Source organism: Streptomyces sp. NPDC036764 (assembly GCF_055609385.1).
On the sequence record NZ_JBVJPT010000003.1, the window covers coordinates 219714 to 239479 of the forward strand.

Below are 19766 nucleotides of genomic sequence, written 5' to 3' on the forward strand. Positions count from 1 at the left end.
TCCGGGCGCTCCCGCGTCGACAACCTGTCGCGGAAACCCGCCGACCGCAGACAGGACGCCGATATCTCGCCCACCCCGCGCACTCCTACGCTCACCCGCATGACCCCTCAGCCAGATCCCGAGGTCGGCGCCGCCGTGAAGGCCGCGGACCGTGCGCATGTGTTCCACTCCTGGTCCGCCCAGGAGCTCATCGACCCGCTCGCCGTCGCCGGTGCGCAGGGTTCGTACTTCTGGGACTACGACGGCAAGCGGTACCTCGACTTCACCAGCGGGCTCGTCTACACCAACATCGGCTACCAGCACCCCAAGGTCGTCGCCGCGATCCAGGAGCAGGCCGCGCGGATGACGACCTTCGCGCCGGCGTTCGCGATCGAGGCGCGCTCGGAGGCGGCACGGCTGATCGCCGAGCGGACGCCGGGCGACCTCGACAAGATCTTCTTCACCAACGGTGGCGCCGACGCGGTGGAGCACGCCGTACGGATGGCCCGGCTGCACACCGGGCGGCCGAAGGTGCTGTCGGCGTACCGGTCGTACCACGGCGGTACGCAGCAGGCCGTGAACATCACCGGTGACCCGCGCCGCTGGGCCTCCGACGGCGCCGCGGCCGGTGTCGTGCACTTCTGGACGCCCTTCCTCTACCGCTCCCGCTTCTACGCCGAGACCGAGGAACAGGAGTGCGCGCGGGCGCTGGAGCATCTGGAGACCACGATCGCCTTCGAGGGGCCGTCGACGATCGCCGCGATCATCCTGGAGACGGTTCCCGGGACGGCCGGGATCATGGTCCCGCCGGCGGGCTACCTCGCCGGGGTCCGGGAGATCTGCGACAAGTACGGGATCGTCTTCGTCCTCGACGAGGTCATGGCCGGGTTCGGGCGGACCGGGGAATGGTTCGCCGCGGACCTCTTCGACGTGACGCCGGACCTGATGACCTTCGCCAAGGGCGTGAACTCCGGATACGTGCCGCTGGGCGGGGTCGCCATCTCGGGGGCCATCGCGGAGACGTTCGCGAAGCGGCCGTACCCCGGCGGTCTGACGTACTCGGGCCACCCGCTGGCCTGCGCCGCCGCCGTCGCGACGATCGAGGTCATGGCCGAGGAGGGCGTCGTCGAGAACGCCGCGCGGCTGGGTGCCGACGTGGTGGGACCGGCGCTGCGGGAGCTCGCCGAGCGGCATCCGTGCGTCGGTGAGGTGCGGGGCGTCGGGATGTTCTGGGCGCTCGAACTGGTGCGGAACCGGGAGACCCGGGAGCCGCTGGTGCCCTACAACGCGGCCGGTGCGGCGAACGCCCCGATGGCGGCGTTCGGCGCCGCCGCGAAGGCCGGGGGCCTGTGGCCGTTCATGAACATGAACCGCACGCATGTCGTGCCGCCGTGCAACGTGACCGAGGCGGAGCTGAAGGAGGGGCTGGCGGCACTGGACGCGGCGCTGGCCGTGGCGGACGAGTACACGTCTGTCAGCCCGTCCGGCGATTGAGGACGAGGCCCTTCGGGCCGAAGCGGGGGTCCGGGGGCGGCGGCCCCCGGGGACGGGACGGGTAGGGGCGGCGGGGGCGAAAGAAGATCCTGGTCGCCACAGAAACGTCCCCGGAATCCGAACGCGTAAGGTGGCGTGCTCGTAGACATATACGTGCACGCCACCTCATCGCGACGACGGGAGACGCCCCGACCATGCCCGGCACCGGCGGCAACGGCTCCGTGACGCGAAGTACCCTGCGCCAGCAGATCGCGGACGCGCTGCGGGACGAGGTGCTGGCCGGGCGCCTCCAGGCGGGCCGCGAGTTCACCGTCAAGGAGATCGCCGAGCAGTACGGCGTCTCCGCGACCCCGGTACGCGAAGCACTCGTCGACCTCTCCGCACAGGGTCTGCTGGAGGCCGACCAGCACCGCGGCTTCCGGGTCCACGAGTACTCCGTGGCGGACTACCGCGGCATCGTCGAGGCCCGCGGCCTGGTCACCGACGGCATGTTCCAGGTCCTGGCCACCGACCGCTCGGCCCACCGCGATCCCGGCAACCCGCGTGTCGCCGCCGCCGTGGCCGGGGTACGCCGCCGCGCCGAGGAGGCCGAGCGCGCCGCCACCGCCGGCGACCTCACCGTCCTCATCGGCTACGACCTGCGCTTCTGGCGCGAACTCGGCGCCCTCTTCGGCAACCCCTACCTCGCCGACTTCCTGCACCGGCTGCGTGTGCAGTCCTGGGTCTGCGCGGTCCAGCACCTGCGCCGCCAGGACGATCTGCGCGGCCGTCTGTGGGCCCGGCACACCGACCTGGTCGACGCCCTGATGCACCGCGACCTGCCCACCGCCCGCCAGATCATCGCCGCCCACGACACGGACTCAGTCGCCCTGATCGAGCGACTGTCGGCCGAGTGACCCACGAGCGGGAGCCCACGAAAACCCCCACCCCACAGGCTCCCGGCCGACCCGAGGCCCCCGCCCTCTCCGTCGTCATCCCCGCCTACAACGAGCGGCACCGGCTCGCCCCCACTCTCGACGCCCTCACCGACTACCTCTCGGCCGATGAACCCCGCTGGGGCGCCTGGGAGATCGTCGTCGCCGACGACGGTTCCACCGACGGCACCGGCGGGCTCGTCACCGCCCGCCGGGACCCCCGTATCCGTCTGGTCACCGGCGAGAGCAACCGCGGCAAGGGCCACGCGCTGCGCCTCGGTGTCGCCGCCACCCGGGGGCGCCGGGTGCTGGTCACGGACGCCGATCTCGCGACGCCGATCGAGGAGCTGGAGCGGCTCGACAAGGCGTTCGGCGAGGGCAACTGCGCGGCGATCGGCTCCCGTTCGGTCCCCGGTGCCACGATCGGCGCCCGCCAGCACCGGCTGCGCGAACTGCTGGGCCGCGCGGGCAACGTACTCATACGCCGTACCGCCCTGCCCGGCATCCACGACTCCCAGTGCGGCTTCAAGCTCTTCGACGGCGACCGCGCCCGCGAGGCGTACGCCGCCTCCCGAGTCGACGGCTGGGGCATAGACGTCGAGGTGTTACGGCATCTGCACCGCGCCGGGCTGCCCGTCGCCGAGGTCCCCGTGCGCTGGTCCCACCGGCCCGGCTCGAAGGTCGGCCCCCTCGACTACGTCCGCGTCCTGACCGAGATCACCCGCATCGCCGCCCGCTCCCTGCGCCCCGCCGACGTCTTCGCCCCCTTCCTGTTCCTGCTGATGTCGGTGGCCCTGTACTCCGGCCGTTTCTTCGCCCCGGCCCACCGCTATCTCCCCGACTCGCTGCGCGACCAGAACCAGTGGGAGTGGTTCTTCGCGGTCACGGCCGACAACGTCGCCCACTTCCGCAACCCCCTGTTCACCGACCTCCAGGGCTTCCCCGACGGCGTGAACCTCATGGCCAACACGGTCATGCTGGGCCTGTCCGTCCCCCTGGCGCCCCTCACCCTGGCCGCCGGCCCCGCGGTCACCCTCAGCCTGGTCATGACGCTGGGCCTCGCCGCGACGGCGGCCGCCTGGTACTGGCTGATCGTCAAGTACGTGGTCCGCGGCCGGGTCGCGGCCTTCCTGGGCGCCTCCCTGGCCGCGTTCGCCCCGCCGATGGTCAGCCACGCCCACGCGCACCCGAACTTCGTGGTGCTGTTCATGATCCCGCTGATCATCGACCGCGCCCTGCGCCTGTGCGCGGGCACCCGGGTCGTCCGGGACGGCGTGGTGCTCGGCCTGATGGCGGCCTACCAGGTCTTCCTCGGCGAGGAGCCGTTGCTGCTTGCGGCGCTGGGCATGCTGCTGTTCGCCGCCGCCTACGCCGTCGTACGCCCGGACGCGGCACGGGACTCCTGGCGGCCGCTGCTGCGGGGCGTCCTCATCGGCGCCTCCGTCTGCCTCCCCCTCATCGTCTACCCCCTGGTGTGGCAGTTCGCCGGGCCGCAGAGCTACACGGACATCGAGCACAACCCCCGTTCCTTCAACAGCCCGCTCGCCCTGCTCTCCTTCGCCGAGCGCTCATGGCTCGCGGGCGACGCAGAGACGGCGAAGGCCCTGGCCTTCAACACCACCGAACAGAACGCCTTCTACGGCTGGCCGCTGGTCCTGCTCGCCCTCGCGATCGTCGTAGGGCTGTGGGAGCGGGCCCTGGTCAGAGCGCTGGCGTTCACGGCGGTGGCCGCGGCCTTCCTGTCCCTCGGGCGGGAGTTCCGCATCCCGCTGACCGGCGTCACGCTCCCCGGCCCCTGGGAACTCCTCGCCGACAAGCCGTTGTTCGAGGCGGTCATCGAGAGCCGGGTCGCGATGGTCTGCGCGCCCGCGCTGGGCATGTTGCTGGCCCTCGCCGTGGACCGGCTGCTCGCGGTGCGCCCCCCGGCCACGCGGTACGTCGGCCTGCTGGGCGTCGCCCTCGCCCTGCTCCCGCTGATCCCGGCCCCGCTCAGGGCCGTCGACCGGGTCGAGGTGCCCGCCTTCATCGCGGACGGCACCTGGAAGTCGTACGTCCGCGAGGGCGAGTCACTCGTGCCGGTGCCGCTGCCCGACCCGTCCGACGCGGAGGCGCTGCACTGGCAGACCGAGGCCGGGCTCGGGTTCCGGCTGGCGGGCGGCTACTTCAACGGCCCCTACGGCGACGAACGCGTCGGCATCTACGGCGCCGAGCCCCGCTTCACCTCCAACCTGCTGCGTGACGTTCGCAACTCGGGCAACGTCCCGCCCGTGAACGAGTCCTGGCGGGAGCAGGCAGGGGCGGACCTGGCGTACTGGAAGGCGGGCGCATTGGTGCTGGCACCGCAGCCGAACGACGGTCCGCTGCGGGCGACCGTGGAAAAGCTCGTGGGCCGGCCCGGTAGGTGGGCCGGCGGAGTATGGGTATGGGACCTGCACGAGGGGAGCCGCTCCCGCGGTGCACCGATTACCCTGCCCTGACCACCGTGCTACGCCGTGCTATGCGAGGAGCCCTCTTTTGGCCTGTGACCTGTGGCTGGTACCGCTCGTCGACGTGTTGTGCCACACCCCCGACAACCCGTTCGCCGAAGAACTCGCGCAATACAACAAGGTGCTCGCCGAGGCCGGACTGCCGCCGGTGCCGGTGTACCAGTACATGCCGGGCCTGTCCGGCGACGTCGCGCCGGTCGCCGGCTTCGACTACGACGCGCTGCACTTCCTGCGCCGGGCCTATCTGCTCCAGGTCTGCGGGCTCGCCGTCACCCCGGTCGACGAACTGGGCGGCGACTACGAACAGCTCCTGGAGATGTTCGAGTCGACGGCCAAGCAGTCCCACCTGGTCTGGCACTACGACCACGCGGGCGCCTACGTCCCGGTGGACTTCCCCGGACCGCTCTCCAACGACGAACTCCTCGCGGGCGGCGGCCCCCTGGGCTCCTCCCAGGCGCTCCTGCGCGAGCTGGAGTTCGTGGCCCCGGTGATCGGCATCGACCCGGCCAACCCGCCGGCGGCACCCCAGCCCCCGCTCGCTCCCACAGAGTTGGAGGAACCGGCGGTCCCCGCCCCCTACGACCCGAGCCCCTTCGCCCGTGAACGGCATGTCTGGCTGGGCCTGCACGCGGCGGCGACACGGAGTCTGGCGCAGGGGTCGATGATCGTCTTCAGTTGACCTACTTGAGCTGGGACAGCCCCTTCTGCAGGTCTTCGGCGTTCATCACCGGTGTGTAGTCCACCTCGGCGCCGAACTTCTCGAACAGCGGCTCGGTGAGCGGTGGCATCTGGGCGGAGTCCTGCATGTCGAAGACCAGGAACATCGTGCGGACCCCGCCGTCGGCCGTGAAGTAGGAGGCCTCGGGCTTGAACGCTCCGACGATCTCCTGCATCAGCTTCGGCATCCCGCCACTGTTGATGATCTCGTTCGTCTTGTCGGTGTCGAGATGGGCCTGGAGCAGTACACGCATGGCGCACCTTCTTCTGTCTTCTGTCGCACGTCTTCTGTCGCAGCCGAGCGGCTCGAGACCACGCTATGGGCGCTACGCGCGGTTCGCCCGTTTCATAGCGCCATCCGATGATCCGCCTCGCGGTGACCGGAAGGTTCTGACACCCGGACCGGGGCGGTGGGCCGCCGCCCCGGAGACGGGGCGGGTCAGTTCTGCTCGACGATGCGGATGGTGCGGATGCCCGTACCCCGATAGCGGGTCGGCGTCCTGGTCAGGACTGGACGTCCGCGCGGCCATTCGACGGTGGGCAGCGCGAGGTGCAGCACATGTGCACCGCTCCAGTCCGGCTCGTCCTTGCCCTCCTCGTCGACACCGGACGTCCGCAGGCGTTTGCCCACGGCGGCAGCGGCCGGGTAGTCGAGGCCCTCGACGTTGACCGACGGCAACGCGCTCAGGTGCTCGGCGACTCCGGCTCGCTCACGCTCGGCGACGGCGAGGCTGAGTGCCGGAATGTAGACCCGCAGAGCGGGGTCCTTCTCGGCCTCGGCCACGAGCCGCGAGGTCATGGCGTTCCCCGCGCCGAGGGCGAGTGCGGCCGTGTCGTCGAAGATGACGGCGCGCGGCAACGGGTACCGCTCCTCTCGCGTCACTGGACCTCACCGATCCGCCCGGCTTCGAGGTCGGCCCACAGCTTCTCGCCGGCCCGCTCGTCCTCCTCGGTGTACGGCCGCCCCAGGAAGTGCTCCTCGACGTACGCCTTGGTCTCCTCGTACCGCTTCCGCAGCTCTTCCTTGGTGGGCGTGGCCCCGGCCAGCTCCGCCACGAAGTCCCGCATGCTCATCCCGCGCTCGCGGGCCAGCTCCTGCAGGCGGTCGCGGACAGCGGGGTCGACTTTGATCGTGGTGTCAGCCATGAGGAGAGTATACCGACGGTATACCACCTCAGGCCGCTCCAGTACGACGGTCATCGAACACGGTCCATTTCTCTCGAAGGAACCACAGGACGAGGCCGCCCCGCCTGCGGAAATCAACCTCAACTGCCGTTACAGGCACGCCTGTTGGCGCCACCGGGCGAAGCCGCCCACCCCGCAGCCGAGCCTCGATGTGGCCGTAGGCCGACCGCACCCACCGCGGCGCACCCCACGTCACCGCCGCCCGCACCTCGGCACTGCTCGCCCCGCGCCGCCACCACTCCTCCACCAGCGGCGCAAGCCGCAGCGCCTCGGCGGCGTCGAGCGTGAGGCGCCGGTCGAACTCCCCGAGCGAGAGCAGCAGACGCGCCGCCGCGGCGGTACGCGCCCCCGACGACGCACGCCGACCCGGCACTTTTTCGGTTTCACCCGTTCGTGGCACGGCTTCGTACGGCGCGTCGAACACCTCGTAGAAGACGGAGAGTCGGCCCGCCGCGCCGCCCTCGCGCACCACCCGCCGCAGATACCGGAGTTCCTCCAGCTCACGCAGGGCGGCGGCGATCCGCGACCGCCCCTCCACACGCTCAGTGGCAAGCGTGCGAAGGGTGACCCGGGCATGGTTCGGGAGGGCCAGCAGGTACGTCAGTACGCTCACCGCGCACCAGGAGATGCTCCGGTCGCGGAGAAGGGCGGCAGAGAAGCCTGAAAAGACGCGCGCAGGCGTCGTACGATGAGTACGCATCCGGAGGTTCAGCTCCAGGGTGTCGAGCCCCCGGGTGTTGGCGCACCGCGGGGGCATTTCTTGTTCGCCGTGACTCTAAGGCCACGCAGAGCGACGATTGCAAGTCGAAACCACCTTTTCCCAGGCGGAAGTTCGCGTTCTTCACTCCTGCGAGTGAAGTGCGGTGCACAGCAGCAGCGCGTGGACGAGGCGGTCGGGGGCCGTGGGGCGGTAGCGCCAACTCAAAGGCCAGGTCAGGCCATTGAGAGCGGGCACCGGGATGAACGAGACATGACCCGGGCCGGCGATGAAGCGGGTGACTCCGTCGGGCCAGGCGCGGTGGGACGTACTGCCGACCGGCACGAGGAAATACACCCCGCGCCGCCCCGTCGCCGTCTCGACGATCGGCCCCGGATCGCCTCCGGTCATGCGGGCGAGCCAGTCGGCGACATCCCGGCCCTCCTCGCCGTCGACTCTGATCGCGTCGAACTGGACGCCGGCCTTGCGGAGTTGAACGCCGCTCGCCGGGATCCAACTCAGGTCACATTCCGTGTTCATGGGGTCAGTTTGCGTGTGCGGGGCTAGCTTGATCCATGACTCTGCGTCGTCGGTTGAACACGGTTGAGTGGCCGCGTTCGCGAGTTGTGACCGGTTGAGTTCGGTTGAGTTCGGAGGTGACCGCGATGGCGCGGGCGGAGAACAAGACGGAGGCAGGCGGAACGGCCCATTTGGTCGCCGCCCTGGCCAAGGCGTTGCGGGAGCAACACGGGCTGACTCAGCCGCAGTTGGGGGACAAGCTCGGGTACACGGCAGCGGCGGTCAGTGCGATGGAGACGTGTGCGCAGCCGGCGAGCGACCAGATGCTGGTGAAGCTGGAGGCGGAGATCGGGGGCGGGCTGGGCGTCTTCGAGAAGGCGCGCAAGTGGATGCTGCTGGAGAAATACCCGGCTCGCTTCCGGGGGTTCTCGGAGCTGGAGGCGGGGGCGGTCACCATCTGCTCGTACGAGACGCTCGTAGTCGACGGCTTGTTCCAGACCGAGGACTACGCACGGGCACTGATCGGCGGCGGATATCCACCGTTGTCCGATCAGAAGCGCGAGGAACTGGTCGAGGCGCGATTGGCCCGCCGGGCGCTCTTCGACCGCAATCCTGCCCCGCTCATTGAGCTGATCCTCGAAGAGAGCGTGCTGCGGAGGCCGTTCGGCAACTGGGAGATTCTGCGCGGGCAACTACTCTCGCTCGCCGAGGACGCCCGGCGGGACAACGTCTGTGTGCAGGTGTTGCCTCTGGAGCGGGGGCTGCGTGGAACATACGCGGGCGCTCGCGGTCCCATGCACCTCGTGGAGACTGCGGACCACCAGGACGTCGTCTATCTGGAGATCGAGGACCAGGGGATTCTGGTCAGCGACCCCGCCGAGGTGTCCCAACTGGCGCATCGCTATGCAAAGATCCGCTCGCAGGCCCTTGGCCCCGACGAGTCAGTGAGCTTCATCAAACGGTTGGCGGGAGAGGAACGATGACTGGTACCGAAACCCTCCGCTGGTTCAAGTCGAGCTACAGCGACGATGGCGGCGGCGCCTGCCTCGAAGTCGCCCCCTGCCCCCACCCCACCGCCGCCATCCACATACGCGACTCCAAGAACCCCGACGGCCCGAACCTCACCGTCTCCGGTAGCGCCTGGGCCGCCTTCCTGGCCGGCGGTACTTCCTAGTCCACCGGGGCGTCCCGCCACGCCTCGCCCGCGAAGCGCCGCAGGGCCTGTTCCACGTCCACAGGCGACGCGGCCACCCCGCTGACCGCCGACGCACCGCACCGCGTGACGCGTACACCGCCCGACCAGGGGATTGCCGCCCAGCGCCAACTCCCCCACGCTGTCCGTCCCTTGGCGCCGCGGCCGGGGCTTCACACCGCGGTCGAGTTCGGCGTACAGGCTGTCCAGCGTGAGGTACGGGCCCGCGCCCTCGATGCCCTCACGCAGGAGCCCGACGAGGGCTCCGGTGAAGACGGTGTGGCGCTCGTCGGCGACCGCGATGGCGGGCCGGGCTCGCGGCGACGGCTTCACGGATCTCGGTGAACCGTACGGCCGTGTAGAGCGGCTCGTCCGGGTCGCTGTCCGACAGGGCGAGGAAGAGCTCACCCGTATCGGGGTCGATGAGGCCGTGCCCCGCGAAGTACACGAGGAGCAGATCCCCGGCTTCCCGGGCCGCGCGCCTGACCTGGCGGCACACGGTGCGGTCGTCGGTCTCGTCCAGCAGGGGCGGCCGGATGTGCTCGGGCCGCAGTCCGGTGCGGGTGTGCAGCAGGTCGCCGAGCGACTGGATGTTCCCGGTCACTCCGGGCAACTCGGTCAGCCCGGAACCGGCGGTGTAGGACCGCGTGCCGATGAGGACCGCACGGGACCGCTCCGGATCGGGCAGCGCCCCGTTGTGCAATGGCCGCATGCTTCAGTCCCGACGCAGGCCGGCATCCAGGGCCAGGGCACCCACGCCCGCCGAGCCGAGGCCGACCAGGATCGTCTCCAGGGCACCGCCGCTCATCTGTCCCGGCTCGGGTGCGGCCGTCCCCGCCCGCACCCGGCCTCGCAGCTCTGGCTCGTCCTTCAGCCACCGCACCAGGTTCTCCGTCAGCGGCGGCACCTCGTCCGCCGCGTTCACGGTAAGCCTGATGTCCACTCCCATTACTCCCCCGTCGCAGCGTCACCAGAGCGCCGTAAGGGCCAACTGATGCCCCGCGACAGGGGAGCCGACACCTGGACCTACAGGAACGAGTTGATCTCGATCGTCTCGTCCCGGCCCGGGCCCACGCCGATCGCGGAGATCGGGGCGCCGGACATCTCCTCCAGCGCCTTGACGTAGTTCTGGGCGTTCTTCGGCAGGTCCGAGAAGGACTTGGCCGACGTGATGTCCTCGGACCAGCCCGGCAGGGTCTCGTAGACCGGCTTCGCGTGGTGGAAGTCGGACTGCGAGTACGGGAGTTCCTCGACGCGCTTGCCGTCGATCTCGTACGCCACGCAGACCGGGATCTGCTCCCAGCCGGTGAGGACGTCGAGCTTAGTGAGGAAGAAGTCGGTGAGGCCGTTGACGCGGGTCGCGTAGCGGGCGATCACCGCGTCGAACCAGCCGCAGCGACGGTCACGGCCGGTCGTCACGCCCCGCTCGCCGCCGATCCGGCGCAGCGCCTCGCCGTCCTCGTCGAACAGCTCCGTCGGGAACGGGCCGGCGCCGACACGGGTCGTGTACGCCTTCAGGATGCCGATGACGCGGCTGATCTTCGTGGGGCCCACGCCCGCGCCGGTGCAGGCGCCGCCCGCGGTCGGGTTGCTGGACGTCACGAAGGGGTAGGTGCCGTGGTCGATGTCGAGCAGGGTGCCCTGGCCGCCCTCGAAGAGGACCACCTTGTCGTCCTCAAGGGCCTGGTTGAGGACCAGGACCGTGTCGGCGACGTACGGCTCGAGCTTCTCGGCGTAGGCCAGCAGCTCCTCGACGACCTGCTCGACGGCGATCGCGCGCCGGTTGTAGAGCTTGGTGAGGACCTGGTTCTTGACGTCGAGGGCCGCCTCGACCTTCTGGGTCAGGATCGACTCGTCGTACAGGTCCTGGACGCGGATGCCGACGCGGTTGATCTTGTCGGCGTAGGTCGGGCCGATGCCGCGACCGGTGGTGCCGATCTTCCGCTTGCCGAGGAAGCGTTCCGTCACCTTGTCCACCGTCACGTTGTACGGCGTGATGATGTGCGCGTTTCCGCTGAGGAGGAGCTTGGACGTGTCAACGCCACGCTCGTTCAGACCGCTCAGCTCGGAGAGCAGGACCGACGGGTCGACGACGACGCCGTTGCCGATGACCGGGGTGCATCCCGGAGAGAGGATGCCGGAGGGGAGAAGGTGGAGGGCATACTTCTGGTCGCCGACGACGACCGTGTGGCCGGCGTTGTTGCCGCCCTGATAGCGGACCACGTAGTCGACGGATCCGCCGAGCAGGTCGGTGGCCTTCCCTTTACCCTCGTCACCCCACTGAGCACCGAGCAGCACAAGTGCGGGCACGCGCGTACACCCCTTCCGGGCGGGGCATGTCCAAGGTCAGGGGCGCACGCGTAGTGTTCCGCCGCGTGCACCACCACGGACGCGACCGTCATTGGCCGCGAACCGTCGGACCGGATGGCCCCGGAATAGACGAAGCCCCTGGCGCAATAGCGCAAGGGGCTCTTGCACAAAGATGCTACCCGAGGAAGCGAGGCATGGCCGAGGTGGCGACTTTCGCGATGTCCGATCAGCTACTGGTGGTGATCGATCCGATCGCCCGGAGGACGGACGGGGAGTCCGTCAGGATCGCGAAAGACGTGCTCAGCGCGGGTGCGGTGACGAAAGTGTGCCTGCCGGAGGACCCGGACGAGTTCGCCCGCGCACTGGCGAAGCGCGGGTCGCGCCGGCCGGTGGTCGTCGGCGACGACGGGGCGCTGCTGCGCACGGTGGCCCTGCTGCACCGGCAGCGGGAGCTGGCCGAATGCGCACTGTCGGTGGTGCCGGTCGGCGGTGCGCTGTCGCTGGCCGGATCCCTCGGGGTGCCGACGGGGGCGGTCGCGGCGGCGCGCGCGGTGCTGGACGGCGTGGAACGGCGGCTGGACCTGCTCGTGGACGACAGCGACGGCGTGGTGCTGGGCGGGCTGCGGATCCCTCCGATACGGGACCCGGCCGCGCCGGACGGGGCCACCGCGGTGGGCTCGGGTGCCGGACGGCCGTGGCTGCGGACGTGCCAGTCGCTGGTACGGACGCTGGTGCCGCCGCGGGGCCCGTCCCCGGCCTCCTTGCCCGGCCCGTCGCGGCTGCGCGTCGAGGTCGACGGGGCGACGCTGGTGGATCTCGACCAGCCGGTGGAGGCGGTGTCGGTGACGCCGGGGTTCGCGGGCCTGGCGGAGGTGGAGGTACGGCCGGTGTCGGTGGGCGCGGAGGCGTCCCCGCTGCGCGCCGAGGGCCGCACGGTGACCGTCTCGGGAGCGCACTTCCGCTACCGCGCCGACACGGCCGTCTCCGGACCGGTGCGCAGACGGACCTGGACGGTGGGGGAAGGCGCGCTGCGGCTGGTGCTGCCGGGCCGGTGAGGCCCTACGGGGTGCCCTGGCCGAAGGTCTTGTCGCGGTGTTCGCGCCAGCGCTCCATCAGCTTGCCGATCTCGCCCTCCAGGTACTCGAAGAAGGCGAGCGTCTCGGCGATGCGCCGGCCGCCGGGGGTCGCCGGGCCGAGGCTGTCGACGCCCTCGCGCAGGGTCTGGCCCCAGCGCCTGAGGATGGCGTCGCGGTTGGTCAGCGCCTCGTACCACTGGTCGCTGTGCACCCGGTAGCGCTCGCGCCGCGAACCCGGTTCGCGCTCGCGGGAGACCATGTGGACCTGGGCGAGATAACGCACCGCGCCGGAGATCGCGGCCGGGCTGACCTGGAGCTGTTCACCGAGCTCGGCGGAGCTCATGGTGCCGGAGTCGGAGGCGAGCAGCGCTGCGAACACGCGCGCCGCCATGCGCTGCATCCCGGCCTCGACGAGCTGCGCCGCGAAGGCCTCCACGAACTTCGACACCGCCTCGGGGTCCCGCCCCGCCTCACTCGGTTCCATCATCCGTAGATCATCTCCCCTGCGTCCGCCCAGCTCGCGCGCCGCCCTCGACTCTATCCGCGATTTATATGCTTCCTTAACTTCACAATTTTCTGAAGGAAGCGTACGTTCTGAAGCATGACGAAGGCAATCAGCGTCTCCGGACTGCACAAGTCGTTCGGCAAGACGCACGCGCTGGACGGCCTCGACCTGGACGTCGAGACGGGCGAGGTCCACGGCTTCCTCGGCCCCAACGGCGCCGGCAAGTCCACCACCATCCGCGTCCTGCTCGGCCTGCTGCGGGCCGACTCCGGCGGCGCCCAGGTACTCGGCCGCGACCCCTGGGCGGACGCGGTGGAGGTGCACCGCCGGATCGCCTACGTCCCCGGCGACGTCACCCTGTGGCGCAACCTCTCCGGCGGCGAGGTCATCGACCTGTACGGCAGGCTGCGCGGAGGACTGGACGCGCGGCGCCGCGCCGAGCTCGTCGAGCGCTTCGAACTCGACCCCACCAAGAAGGGCCGCACCTACTCCAAGGGCAACCGGCAGAAGGTCGCCCTCGTCGCCGCGTTCGCCTCGGACGTGGACCTGCTGATCCTCGACGAGCCGACCTCGGGCCTGGACCCGCTGATGGAGGAGGTCTTCCAGCGCTGCGTGGAGGAGGAGCGCGACCGCGGCCGGACGATCCTGCTGTCGTCGCACATCCTCAGCGAGGTCGAGGAGCTCTGCGACCGGGTCAGCATCATCCGCAAGGGCCGTACCGTCGAGAGCGGTTCGCTGGCCGACCTGCGCCATCTGACCCGGACCAGCGTCACCGCCGAGCTGGCCGGCCCGCCCAACGGGCTGTCGCATCTGCCCGGCGTCCACGACCTCGACGTCCAGGGCCGCCGTGTGCGCCTGCAGGTCGACACCGACAAGCTCGACGCCGTCCTGCGCTCGCTCAGCGAGTCCGGCGTACGGTCGCTGACGTCGACGCCTCCGACGCTGGAGGAGCTGTTCCTGCGGCACTACCAGGCCGACATGAGCGAGGTGGCCGCACGATGACCGCCACCGCCTTCGCGACACGGCCCGGCGGCTCGCGCCAGCTCGCGGGCACCGCGACCCTGCTGCGCTTCGCCCTGCGCCGCGACCGGGTGATGATCCCGGTCTGGGTGGCGGTGAACGCGCTGATGATCCTCTCCATGCCGAACACGCTGGAGAACCTGTACGCCACCCCGGCCGAACGCGCCGACCTCGTCCAGAGCACCGCGGCCAACGCCTCCTTCCGCGCACTGATCGGCCCGGTCTTCGGCGACTCGATCGGCGCCCTGACGGCCTGGCGGGTCGGCGTGTACGCGGGCGCGCTCGCGGCCGTGGTGAGCATGCTCCTCGTCGTACGGCACACCCGGGACGAGGAGGAGAGCGGCCGCCAGGAGCTGGTGGCGTCCGGGATGGTGGGCCGCCGGGCCTCCCTGACGGCCGCCCTGCTGACGGCGGTCGTCGCCAACGCCGTACTGGCGCTGCTCGTCACGGCCGGACTGGCCAGCCAGGGCACGACGGGGGCGCTGGCCCTGGGGCTCGGGCTCGCCGGGGTCGGCATGGTCTTCGCCACGCTGGCGGCGATCGTCGCCCAGTTCAGCGAGAGCGCGCGGCTCGCGCGGGGGCTGACGGCCGGGCTGCTGGGCGCCGCGTTCGTGCTGCGCGCGGCGGGCGATTCGGCATCGGACGACGGCTCGTCGGCCCTGACGTGGGTGTCGCCGCTGGGCTGGCTGGAGAATCTGCGGCCGTTCGCGAGCGAGCGCTGGTGGGTGCTGCTGCTGTTCGCGGGGGCGGCCCTGGTGCAGGGCGTGGTGGCGTACGAACTCGCCGGGCGCCGGGACGTGGGGATGAGCTTCCTGCCCGCCCGTCCGGGGCCGGCGGCCGGCCGCCTCGGCACCGCGGGCGCGCTGGCCTGGCGGCTGCAGCGCGGCAGCGTGCTCGGCTGGAGCATCGGCTTCTTCCTCGCCGGGGTCGTCTACGGCGGGCTGACCGACGGGGTGGCCGACCTGGTCGGCGACAACGACAACGCGCGCGAGATCTTCGAGCGCATGGGCGGGCAGGCGGGGCTGACGGACGCGTTCCTGGCGTCGATGGTCGGCATGCTCGGTCTGATCGCGGCCCTGTACGTCGTGGCGTCGGTCCTGCGACTGCACGGCGAGGAGACCTCGATGCGAGCGGAACCGATCCTGGCGAACGCGGTGAGCCGGCTGCGCTGGGCCGGCGGCCATCTGGTGATCGCCTTCGCCGGCTCCGCCCTGATCATGCTCCTGGCCGGCCTGGGCTTCGCCGTGGGCTACGGCAAGGAGATCGGCCCGATCCTGGGCGCGTGCCTCGTACAGCTCCCCGCGGTCTGGGTCGTCGGCGGTCTGGCGGTCCTGCTGTACGGCCTGTTCCCCCGGGCGGCGATGGCGGCGTGGGCGGTGGCCGGCGCGGTCCTGCTGATCGGCTGGGTGGGCCCTGCGCTCGACGTTCCCCAGGCGGTCCTGGACCTGTCCCCCTTCGGCCACCTGCCGAAGCTGCCGGGCGGGGGGATGGAGTGGGGCCCGGTACTGATCCTGCTGGCGCTGGCGGCGGGACTGGTCGCCGCGGGGCTGGCGGGGTTGCGGCGACGGGACATGACGACCTGACCCGGATCAGTCGAAGTACAGCTTGAGTTCCTCCGTGTCGAGCTCGATCCCGACCGGGTCGGGGTGAGCGACCTTGCCACCGATCCTGACCACATGGATGTCCCGGTAGCCGTCCTCCGGGTCCGGATCGCTGTGCACGAGGACGGACAGGTTGTCCCGGTCAATCAGCAGATAGACCAGCTTGACGAGCCGCCGACGGTCCTCGATCGGGGTTCGCTCAGCGATCAGCCGACCGGGTGATCACCCCACCTCGACGCTCAGCCCCTCCAGCCCCCTGATCACGAAGTTCGGCTTGCGCTCCGGTTCTGCCGTCGGGCGGAGGGTCGGCGCCTGCTCCAGGAGGGCCGACATGGACGCCGCCAGTTCGATGCGGGCCAGCGGGGCGCCGATGCAGTAGTGGATGCCGGCGCTGAAGGAGATGTGCGGGTTGTCCTTGCGGGTGAGGTCGAGCTTCTCCGGGGCCTCGAAGACCTCCGGGTCATGGTTCGCGGAGCCGAAGAGCATGGCGATCTCCGCTCCCCGCGGGATCGTCGTGCCGTCGATCTCGATCTCGTCCAGGACCCAGCGTTCGAAGAGCTGGAGCGGGGTGTCGTAGCGCATCAGCTCCTCGATCGCGGACGGGATCAGGGAGTGGTCGGCGCGCAGGGCGGCCAGCTCGCCGGGGTTGCGGAACAGCGCCCACCAGCCGTTGACCGTGGCGTTCACCGTGGCCTCGTGGCCGGCGTTGAGGAGCAGGACCGCCGTGGAGATCATCTCCTGCTCGGTGAGCCGGTCACCCTCGTCGTGGGCCTCGATCAGACCGGACATCAGGTCGTCCCCCGGCTCCTTGCGGCGGGCCGCGATGAGCTCCGTGAGGTAGTCCGAGAACTCCACCGACGCACGGACCGCCCTGGTCGCCGTCTCCTCGGACGGGTTCAGCTCGTACATCCCGCAGATGTCCGCCGACCAGGGCCGCAACTGCCCCCGGTCCGCCTCGGGAATGCCCAGCATCTCGGCGATCACCGCGACCGGCAGCGGCTCCGCGACATCCGTCAGCAGATCACCGCCGCCCGCCTCGACCAGCCCCGACACCAGCTCGCCCGCCAGCTCCCGCACATACGGCTTCAGCCGCTCCACCGTGCGCGGCGTGAACGCCTTCGACACCAGCCGGCGGATCCGGGTGTGGTCCGGCGGCTCCAGATCGAGCATCCCGTGGTCGTTCAGCACGTGGAACGGCTCGTGCTCCGGCGGCGGCGCCGTCCGCCCGAAGTCCTCGTGCGTGAAACGGTGCTGATACGTCCGGCCCAGCCGACGGTCCCGCAGCAGCGCCGAGACGTCCGCGTGGTGCGGGAGCAGCCACTGGTTCGTGGGCTCGTAGTAGTGCACCCGGCCACGGGCCCGCAGTTCGGCGTAGGCCGGGTACGGGTCGGCGAGGAACGCCGGGTCCCACGGGTCGAAAGCGGGGGCGGAAGGAGCTGCCATGCCGGGACGTTAGCCCGGCCTCCCCCGGTCTGACCAGGGCCCTAGGTGGTGCCGAAGTCCGGAAGAGTGACCGAGCCGTCCTCGGCGAGCGGGAAACCGGGGTTGTGTGCGACCTCCCAGGCGTGGCCGTCGGGGTCGACGAAGGCGCTGGAGTAGAAGCCGATCGCGTTGACCGCCGCGGGCTTGGTGACCGTCCCGCCGGCCCGCTCCACCACCGCGAGGAGCGCGTCGACCTCCGCCTCGGACCGGACGTTGTGCGCGAGGGCGATGCCGCCGAATCCGCCCGCCGCCCCGGGCTCGAGACCGCAGTCCCGCGCCAGCTCGTCCCGGCCCCACAGCACCAGCCCGAGGCCGCCCGCCTGGAAGAACACGGTCTCCTCGACCTCCTGTCCACGCCAGCCCAGGGCCTCGTAGAAGGCCTTCGACCGGGCGAGGTCGGAGACTCCCAGCGTGATCAGAGTGATGCGCTGTTCCATGCCTTCACCGTAGGGCGTGCCTCCTCAGCCCGGCGTGACCAGCCGCGCCTCGTAGGCGAACACCGCCGCCTGCGTACGGTCCCGCAGCCCCAGCTTCACCAGGATCCGGCTGACGTGGGTCTTGATCGTCGACTCCGCGACCACCAGCCGCTCGGCGATCTCCGCGTTCGACAGGCCCTGGGCGATCAGCACCAGCACCTCCGTCTCCCGCTCGGTCAGATCCCCGTACGCCGCGTGCGCCGAGGTCATCAGGCGCGGGGAGTCGGACATCTTCGAGAACTCCGTGATCAGCCGCTTGGTGATCGAGGGGGCGAGCAGTGCCTCGCCCTTCGCCACCACCCGCACGCCGTCGGCGAGCTGGCGGGCCGAGGCGTCCTTCAGCAGGAACCCGGAGGCTCCCGCGCGCAGCGCCTGGTACACGTACTCGTCGAGGTCGAAGGTGGTCAGCACCAGCACCTTGGCGGCGCCGTCCGCCGCGACGATCTCGCGGGTCGCCTCGATGCCGTTCAGCTCCGGCATGCGGATGTCCATCAGCACGACGTCGGGGGTGAGTTCACGGACCCGGTCCACCGCCTCGCGTCCGTTGACCGCCTCGCCGACGACCTCGATGTCCGGCATCGCGTTGAGCAGGACCGAGAAGCCCTCGCGCACCATCATCTGGTCGTCCGCGATCAGCACGCGGATGGTCATGAGCCGTCCTCCGTGGTCGTGGTGACGACCGGCAGGAACACCGTCACCTCGTAGCCGCCGTCCTGCGACGGGCCCGCCGTCATCTCGCCGTTCAGCATGGAGACACGCTCCCGCATCCCGGTGATGCCGTGCCCGGCGCCCGGTGAGGGTTTCACCAGGGCCGGCGCGGGCGGCGGGCCGTTGACTATGCGCAGACCGAGACCGCCGAGGACGTAGGCGACCTCCACCCGGGCCGACGCGCCGGGCGCGTGCCGAAGGCTGTTGCTGAGCGCCTCCTGCACGATCCGGTACGCCGACAGCTCCACGCCGGGCGGCAGCTCGCGCACCGCGCCCGTGATCGCCTTGTCGACGCTCAGCCCCGCGTCCCGCACGTTCGCCAGCAGCGCCTCCAGGTCGGCCAGGGTCGGCTGCGGGGCCTCCGGGGCCTCGTAGTCCTCGGCGCGGACCACGCCCAGGACCCGGCGCAGCTCGGTCAGCGCCGCCACCGCGTTCTCCCGGATGGTCGCGAAGGCCCGCTCCAGCTCCGGGGGCGGGTTCTCCACCCGGTAGGGGGCGGCCTCCGCCTGGATGGCGACGACCGACATGTGGTGGGCGACCACGTCGTGCAGCTCGCGGGCGATGTTCGTGCGCTCCTCCAGCAGGGTGCGCCTCGAGCGCTCGTGCGCGGTCACCGTCTGCTGCGCGGTCACCTCCTGGCGTGCCTCGCGGCGGGTGTGCCAGACGGCGACGACGAGCAGGAACAGAGCGGAGACGACCATCATCGGGCCGGTGTTGGTGCCGTAGTAGTGGCCGGGACCGAACATGAACTCCGCCAGGAAGCCGTACGCCCCGGTGACGACCCACATGTAGGCCGCCGTGCGCGGCCTGGTGCGTATCGCCACGACCGTCAGCACCGTCAGATGGCAGACGAAGGCCGCGGGCGGCCACGGCCAGTCGCCCATCGAGCCGCCGAGGATCACGGTGAGCGGGGTGGCCGCCATGGACGCCCAGAACGCTCCGATCGGCCGGATCATGGTCAGCAGGATCGGGATCACGGCGATCGGACCGAGCAACAGGGCCGCGCCGCCGGTGTCGACGGTCGCGATCAGCAGCGTGAGCAGGGCGACCCCGATGAGCAGGGCGGGCGGCGTCCAGGCCGCGTACTCGCGCAGCCGGCTCGGCAGCCGCCGGATCACCGGGCCGTCGACACTCCTGCGCGGGATCGGCCGGTAGGCGAAGGCGTCGTGGATCAGGTCCTGCCGCAGTCCGCGCAGGGCGTCCGCGGCCAGCCGGAACTCCGGGCTGCGCGGCTTGGCCGCGTCCCCCGTGGGCGGGGTCGGCATCTGAGTCGTCTCGGTCACGTACAGAACGGTAGGCGCCCGGGGGTGTCGCGGTCGTCCCCAGTGAGAGGGGTTCCTGCGGGTCCATCTCAGGTACTACGGGTATCACCGCTGGTCGCGCCTGCTGCGCTGCCGGGCCGGGC

Annotated in this window: 23 protein-coding genes; 9 read left to right on the plus strand and 14 right to left on the minus strand. The window is 70.8% G+C overall.

Features of this window, described 5'->3' with window-relative positions; all coding sequences use genetic code 11:
* Positions 1-99 precede the first annotated feature (99 nt).
* The 4 genes from ACZ69Q_RS15895 (at position 100) to ACZ69Q_RS15910 (ending at position 5552) form a co-directional block, all read left to right on the plus strand.
* Positions 100-1473, plus strand: coding sequence for an aminotransferase class III-fold pyridoxal phosphate-dependent enzyme (locus ACZ69Q_RS15895; protein WP_471041854.1), 1374 nt, complete (start codon positions 100-102; stop codon positions 1471-1473).
* Between the two features lie 194 nt (positions 1474-1667).
* The gene (locus tag ACZ69Q_RS15900) at positions 1668-2369 is read left to right on the plus strand and encodes a GntR family transcriptional regulator (protein ID WP_471041855.1); all 702 of its coding nucleotides are present in this window, start codon (positions 1668-1670) and stop codon (positions 2367-2369) included.
* Complete coding sequence (locus ACZ69Q_RS15905) at positions 2366-4864, plus strand: dolichyl-phosphate beta-glucosyltransferase (RefSeq protein ID WP_471041857.1); 2499 nt, start codon at positions 2366-2368, stop codon at positions 4862-4864. The genes ACZ69Q_RS15900 and ACZ69Q_RS15905 overlap by 4 nt, the downstream gene beginning before the upstream one ends.
* Before the next feature lie 37 nt (positions 4865-4901).
* Positions 4902-5552, plus strand: coding sequence for a hypothetical protein (locus ACZ69Q_RS15910; RefSeq protein WP_471041859.1), 651 nt, complete (start codon positions 4902-4904; stop codon positions 5550-5552).
* 1 nt (position 5553) lies between these two features.
* On the opposite strand, the gene ACZ69Q_RS15915 is transcribed toward ACZ69Q_RS15910, so the two are convergent.
* From ACZ69Q_RS15915 to ACZ69Q_RS15935, 5 genes are all read right to left on the minus strand, one after another.
* On the minus strand, positions 5554-5844 hold the full coding sequence (locus ACZ69Q_RS15915; RefSeq protein WP_471041861.1) for a hypothetical protein: 291 nt from the start codon (positions 5842-5844) through the stop codon (positions 5554-5556).
* Positions 5845-6029: 185 nt separating this feature from the next.
* A complete protein-coding gene (locus ACZ69Q_RS15920) occupies positions 6030-6449 on the minus strand; it encodes a PIN domain-containing protein (RefSeq protein WP_471041863.1) in 420 nt (139 codons plus the stop codon).
* 20 nt (positions 6450-6469) lie between these two features.
* Positions 6470-6736, minus strand: a complete 267-nt coding sequence (locus ACZ69Q_RS15925; RefSeq protein ID WP_261989235.1) for a cupin domain-containing protein — start codon at positions 6734-6736, stop codon at positions 6470-6472.
* 28 nt (positions 6737-6764) lie between these two features.
* Positions 6765-7388, minus strand: a complete 624-nt coding sequence (locus tag ACZ69Q_RS15930; RefSeq protein WP_471041865.1) for a hypothetical protein — start codon at positions 7386-7388, stop codon at positions 6765-6767.
* Between the two features lie 228 nt (positions 7389-7616).
* On the minus strand, positions 7617-8012 hold the full coding sequence (locus ACZ69Q_RS15935; RefSeq protein ID WP_471041867.1) for a hypothetical protein: 396 nt from the start codon (positions 8010-8012) through the stop codon (positions 7617-7619).
* A gap of 125 nt (positions 8013-8137) precedes the next feature.
* On the opposite strand from ACZ69Q_RS15935, the gene ACZ69Q_RS15940 reads away from it, so the two are divergent.
* On the plus strand, positions 8138-8974 hold the full coding sequence (locus tag ACZ69Q_RS15940; protein ID WP_471041869.1) for a helix-turn-helix domain-containing protein: 837 nt from the start codon (positions 8138-8140) through the stop codon (positions 8972-8974).
* The gene (locus tag ACZ69Q_RS15945) at positions 8971-9165 is read left to right on the plus strand and encodes a DUF397 domain-containing protein (RefSeq protein ID WP_471041871.1); all 195 of its coding nucleotides are present in this window, start codon (positions 8971-8973) and stop codon (positions 9163-9165) included. The genes ACZ69Q_RS15940 and ACZ69Q_RS15945 overlap by 4 nt, the downstream gene beginning before the upstream one ends.
* A gap of 259 nt (positions 9166-9424) precedes the next feature.
* On the opposite strand, the gene ACZ69Q_RS15950 is transcribed toward ACZ69Q_RS15945, so the two are convergent.
* From ACZ69Q_RS15950 to ACZ69Q_RS15960, 3 genes are all read right to left on the minus strand, one after another.
* Positions 9425-9895: a hypothetical protein gene (locus tag ACZ69Q_RS15950; RefSeq protein ID WP_471041872.1), complete on the minus strand. Its 471-nt coding sequence runs from the start codon at positions 9893-9895 to the stop codon at positions 9425-9427.
* 3 nt (positions 9896-9898) lie between these two features.
* Positions 9899-10126, minus strand: a complete 228-nt coding sequence (locus tag ACZ69Q_RS15955; RefSeq protein ID WP_471041874.1) for an effector-associated constant component EACC1 — start codon at positions 10124-10126, stop codon at positions 9899-9901.
* Between the two features lie 83 nt (positions 10127-10209).
* Positions 10210-11493, minus strand: coding sequence for an adenylosuccinate synthase (locus ACZ69Q_RS15960; protein ID WP_471041875.1), 1284 nt, complete (start codon positions 11491-11493; stop codon positions 10210-10212).
* 194 nt (positions 11494-11687) lie between these two features.
* On the opposite strand from ACZ69Q_RS15960, the gene ACZ69Q_RS15965 reads away from it, so the two are divergent.
* Complete coding sequence (locus ACZ69Q_RS15965; protein ID WP_471041877.1) at positions 11688-12548, plus strand: diacylglycerol kinase family protein; 861 nt, start codon at positions 11688-11690, stop codon at positions 12546-12548.
* A gap of 4 nt (positions 12549-12552) precedes the next feature.
* Here the strand turns inward: ACZ69Q_RS15965 and ACZ69Q_RS15970 are convergent, their stop codons facing one another.
* Positions 12553-13056, minus strand: a complete 504-nt coding sequence (locus tag ACZ69Q_RS15970) for a GbsR/MarR family transcriptional regulator (RefSeq protein WP_471041879.1) — start codon at positions 13054-13056, stop codon at positions 12553-12555.
* A 114-nt stretch (positions 13057-13170) separates the two neighbouring features.
* On the opposite strand from ACZ69Q_RS15970, the gene ACZ69Q_RS15975 reads away from it, so the two are divergent.
* Both ACZ69Q_RS15975 and ACZ69Q_RS15980 read left to right on the plus strand, forming a co-directional pair.
* Positions 13171-14076, plus strand: coding sequence for an ABC transporter ATP-binding protein (locus ACZ69Q_RS15975; protein ID WP_471041881.1), 906 nt, complete (start codon positions 13171-13173; stop codon positions 14074-14076).
* Complete coding sequence (locus tag ACZ69Q_RS15980; protein WP_471041883.1) at positions 14073-15677, plus strand: ABC transporter permease; 1605 nt, start codon at positions 14073-14075, stop codon at positions 15675-15677. Before ACZ69Q_RS15975 ends, ACZ69Q_RS15980 begins: the two co-directional genes overlap by 4 nt.
* 6 nt (positions 15678-15683) lie before the next feature.
* Here the strand turns inward: ACZ69Q_RS15980 and ACZ69Q_RS15985 are convergent, their stop codons facing one another.
* From ACZ69Q_RS15985 to ACZ69Q_RS16005, 5 genes are all read right to left on the minus strand, one after another.
* On the minus strand, positions 15684-15815 hold the full coding sequence (locus ACZ69Q_RS15985; RefSeq protein ID WP_471041885.1) for a hypothetical protein: 132 nt from the start codon (positions 15813-15815) through the stop codon (positions 15684-15686).
* Positions 15816-15917: 102 nt separating this feature from the next.
* The gene (locus tag ACZ69Q_RS15990; RefSeq protein ID WP_471041887.1) at positions 15918-17138 is read right to left on the minus strand and encodes a cytochrome P450; all 1221 of its coding nucleotides are present in this window, start codon (positions 17136-17138) and stop codon (positions 15918-15920) included.
* A 41-nt stretch (positions 17139-17179) separates the two neighbouring features.
* Complete coding sequence (locus ACZ69Q_RS15995; RefSeq protein WP_471041888.1) at positions 17180-17614, minus strand: VOC family protein; 435 nt, start codon at positions 17612-17614, stop codon at positions 17180-17182.
* A gap of 24 nt (positions 17615-17638) precedes the next feature.
* Positions 17639-18304 carry a response regulator gene (locus ACZ69Q_RS16000; protein WP_471041890.1) on the minus strand — a complete coding sequence of 222 codons (666 nt, stop codon included), beginning with the start codon at positions 18302-18304 and terminating at the stop codon, positions 17639-17641.
* On the minus strand, positions 18301-19644 hold the full coding sequence (locus tag ACZ69Q_RS16005; RefSeq protein ID WP_471041892.1) for a sensor histidine kinase: 1344 nt from the start codon (positions 19642-19644) through the stop codon (positions 18301-18303). The genes ACZ69Q_RS16000 and ACZ69Q_RS16005 overlap by 4 nt, the downstream gene beginning before the upstream one ends.
* Between the last annotated feature and the right edge of the window lie 122 nt (positions 19645-19766).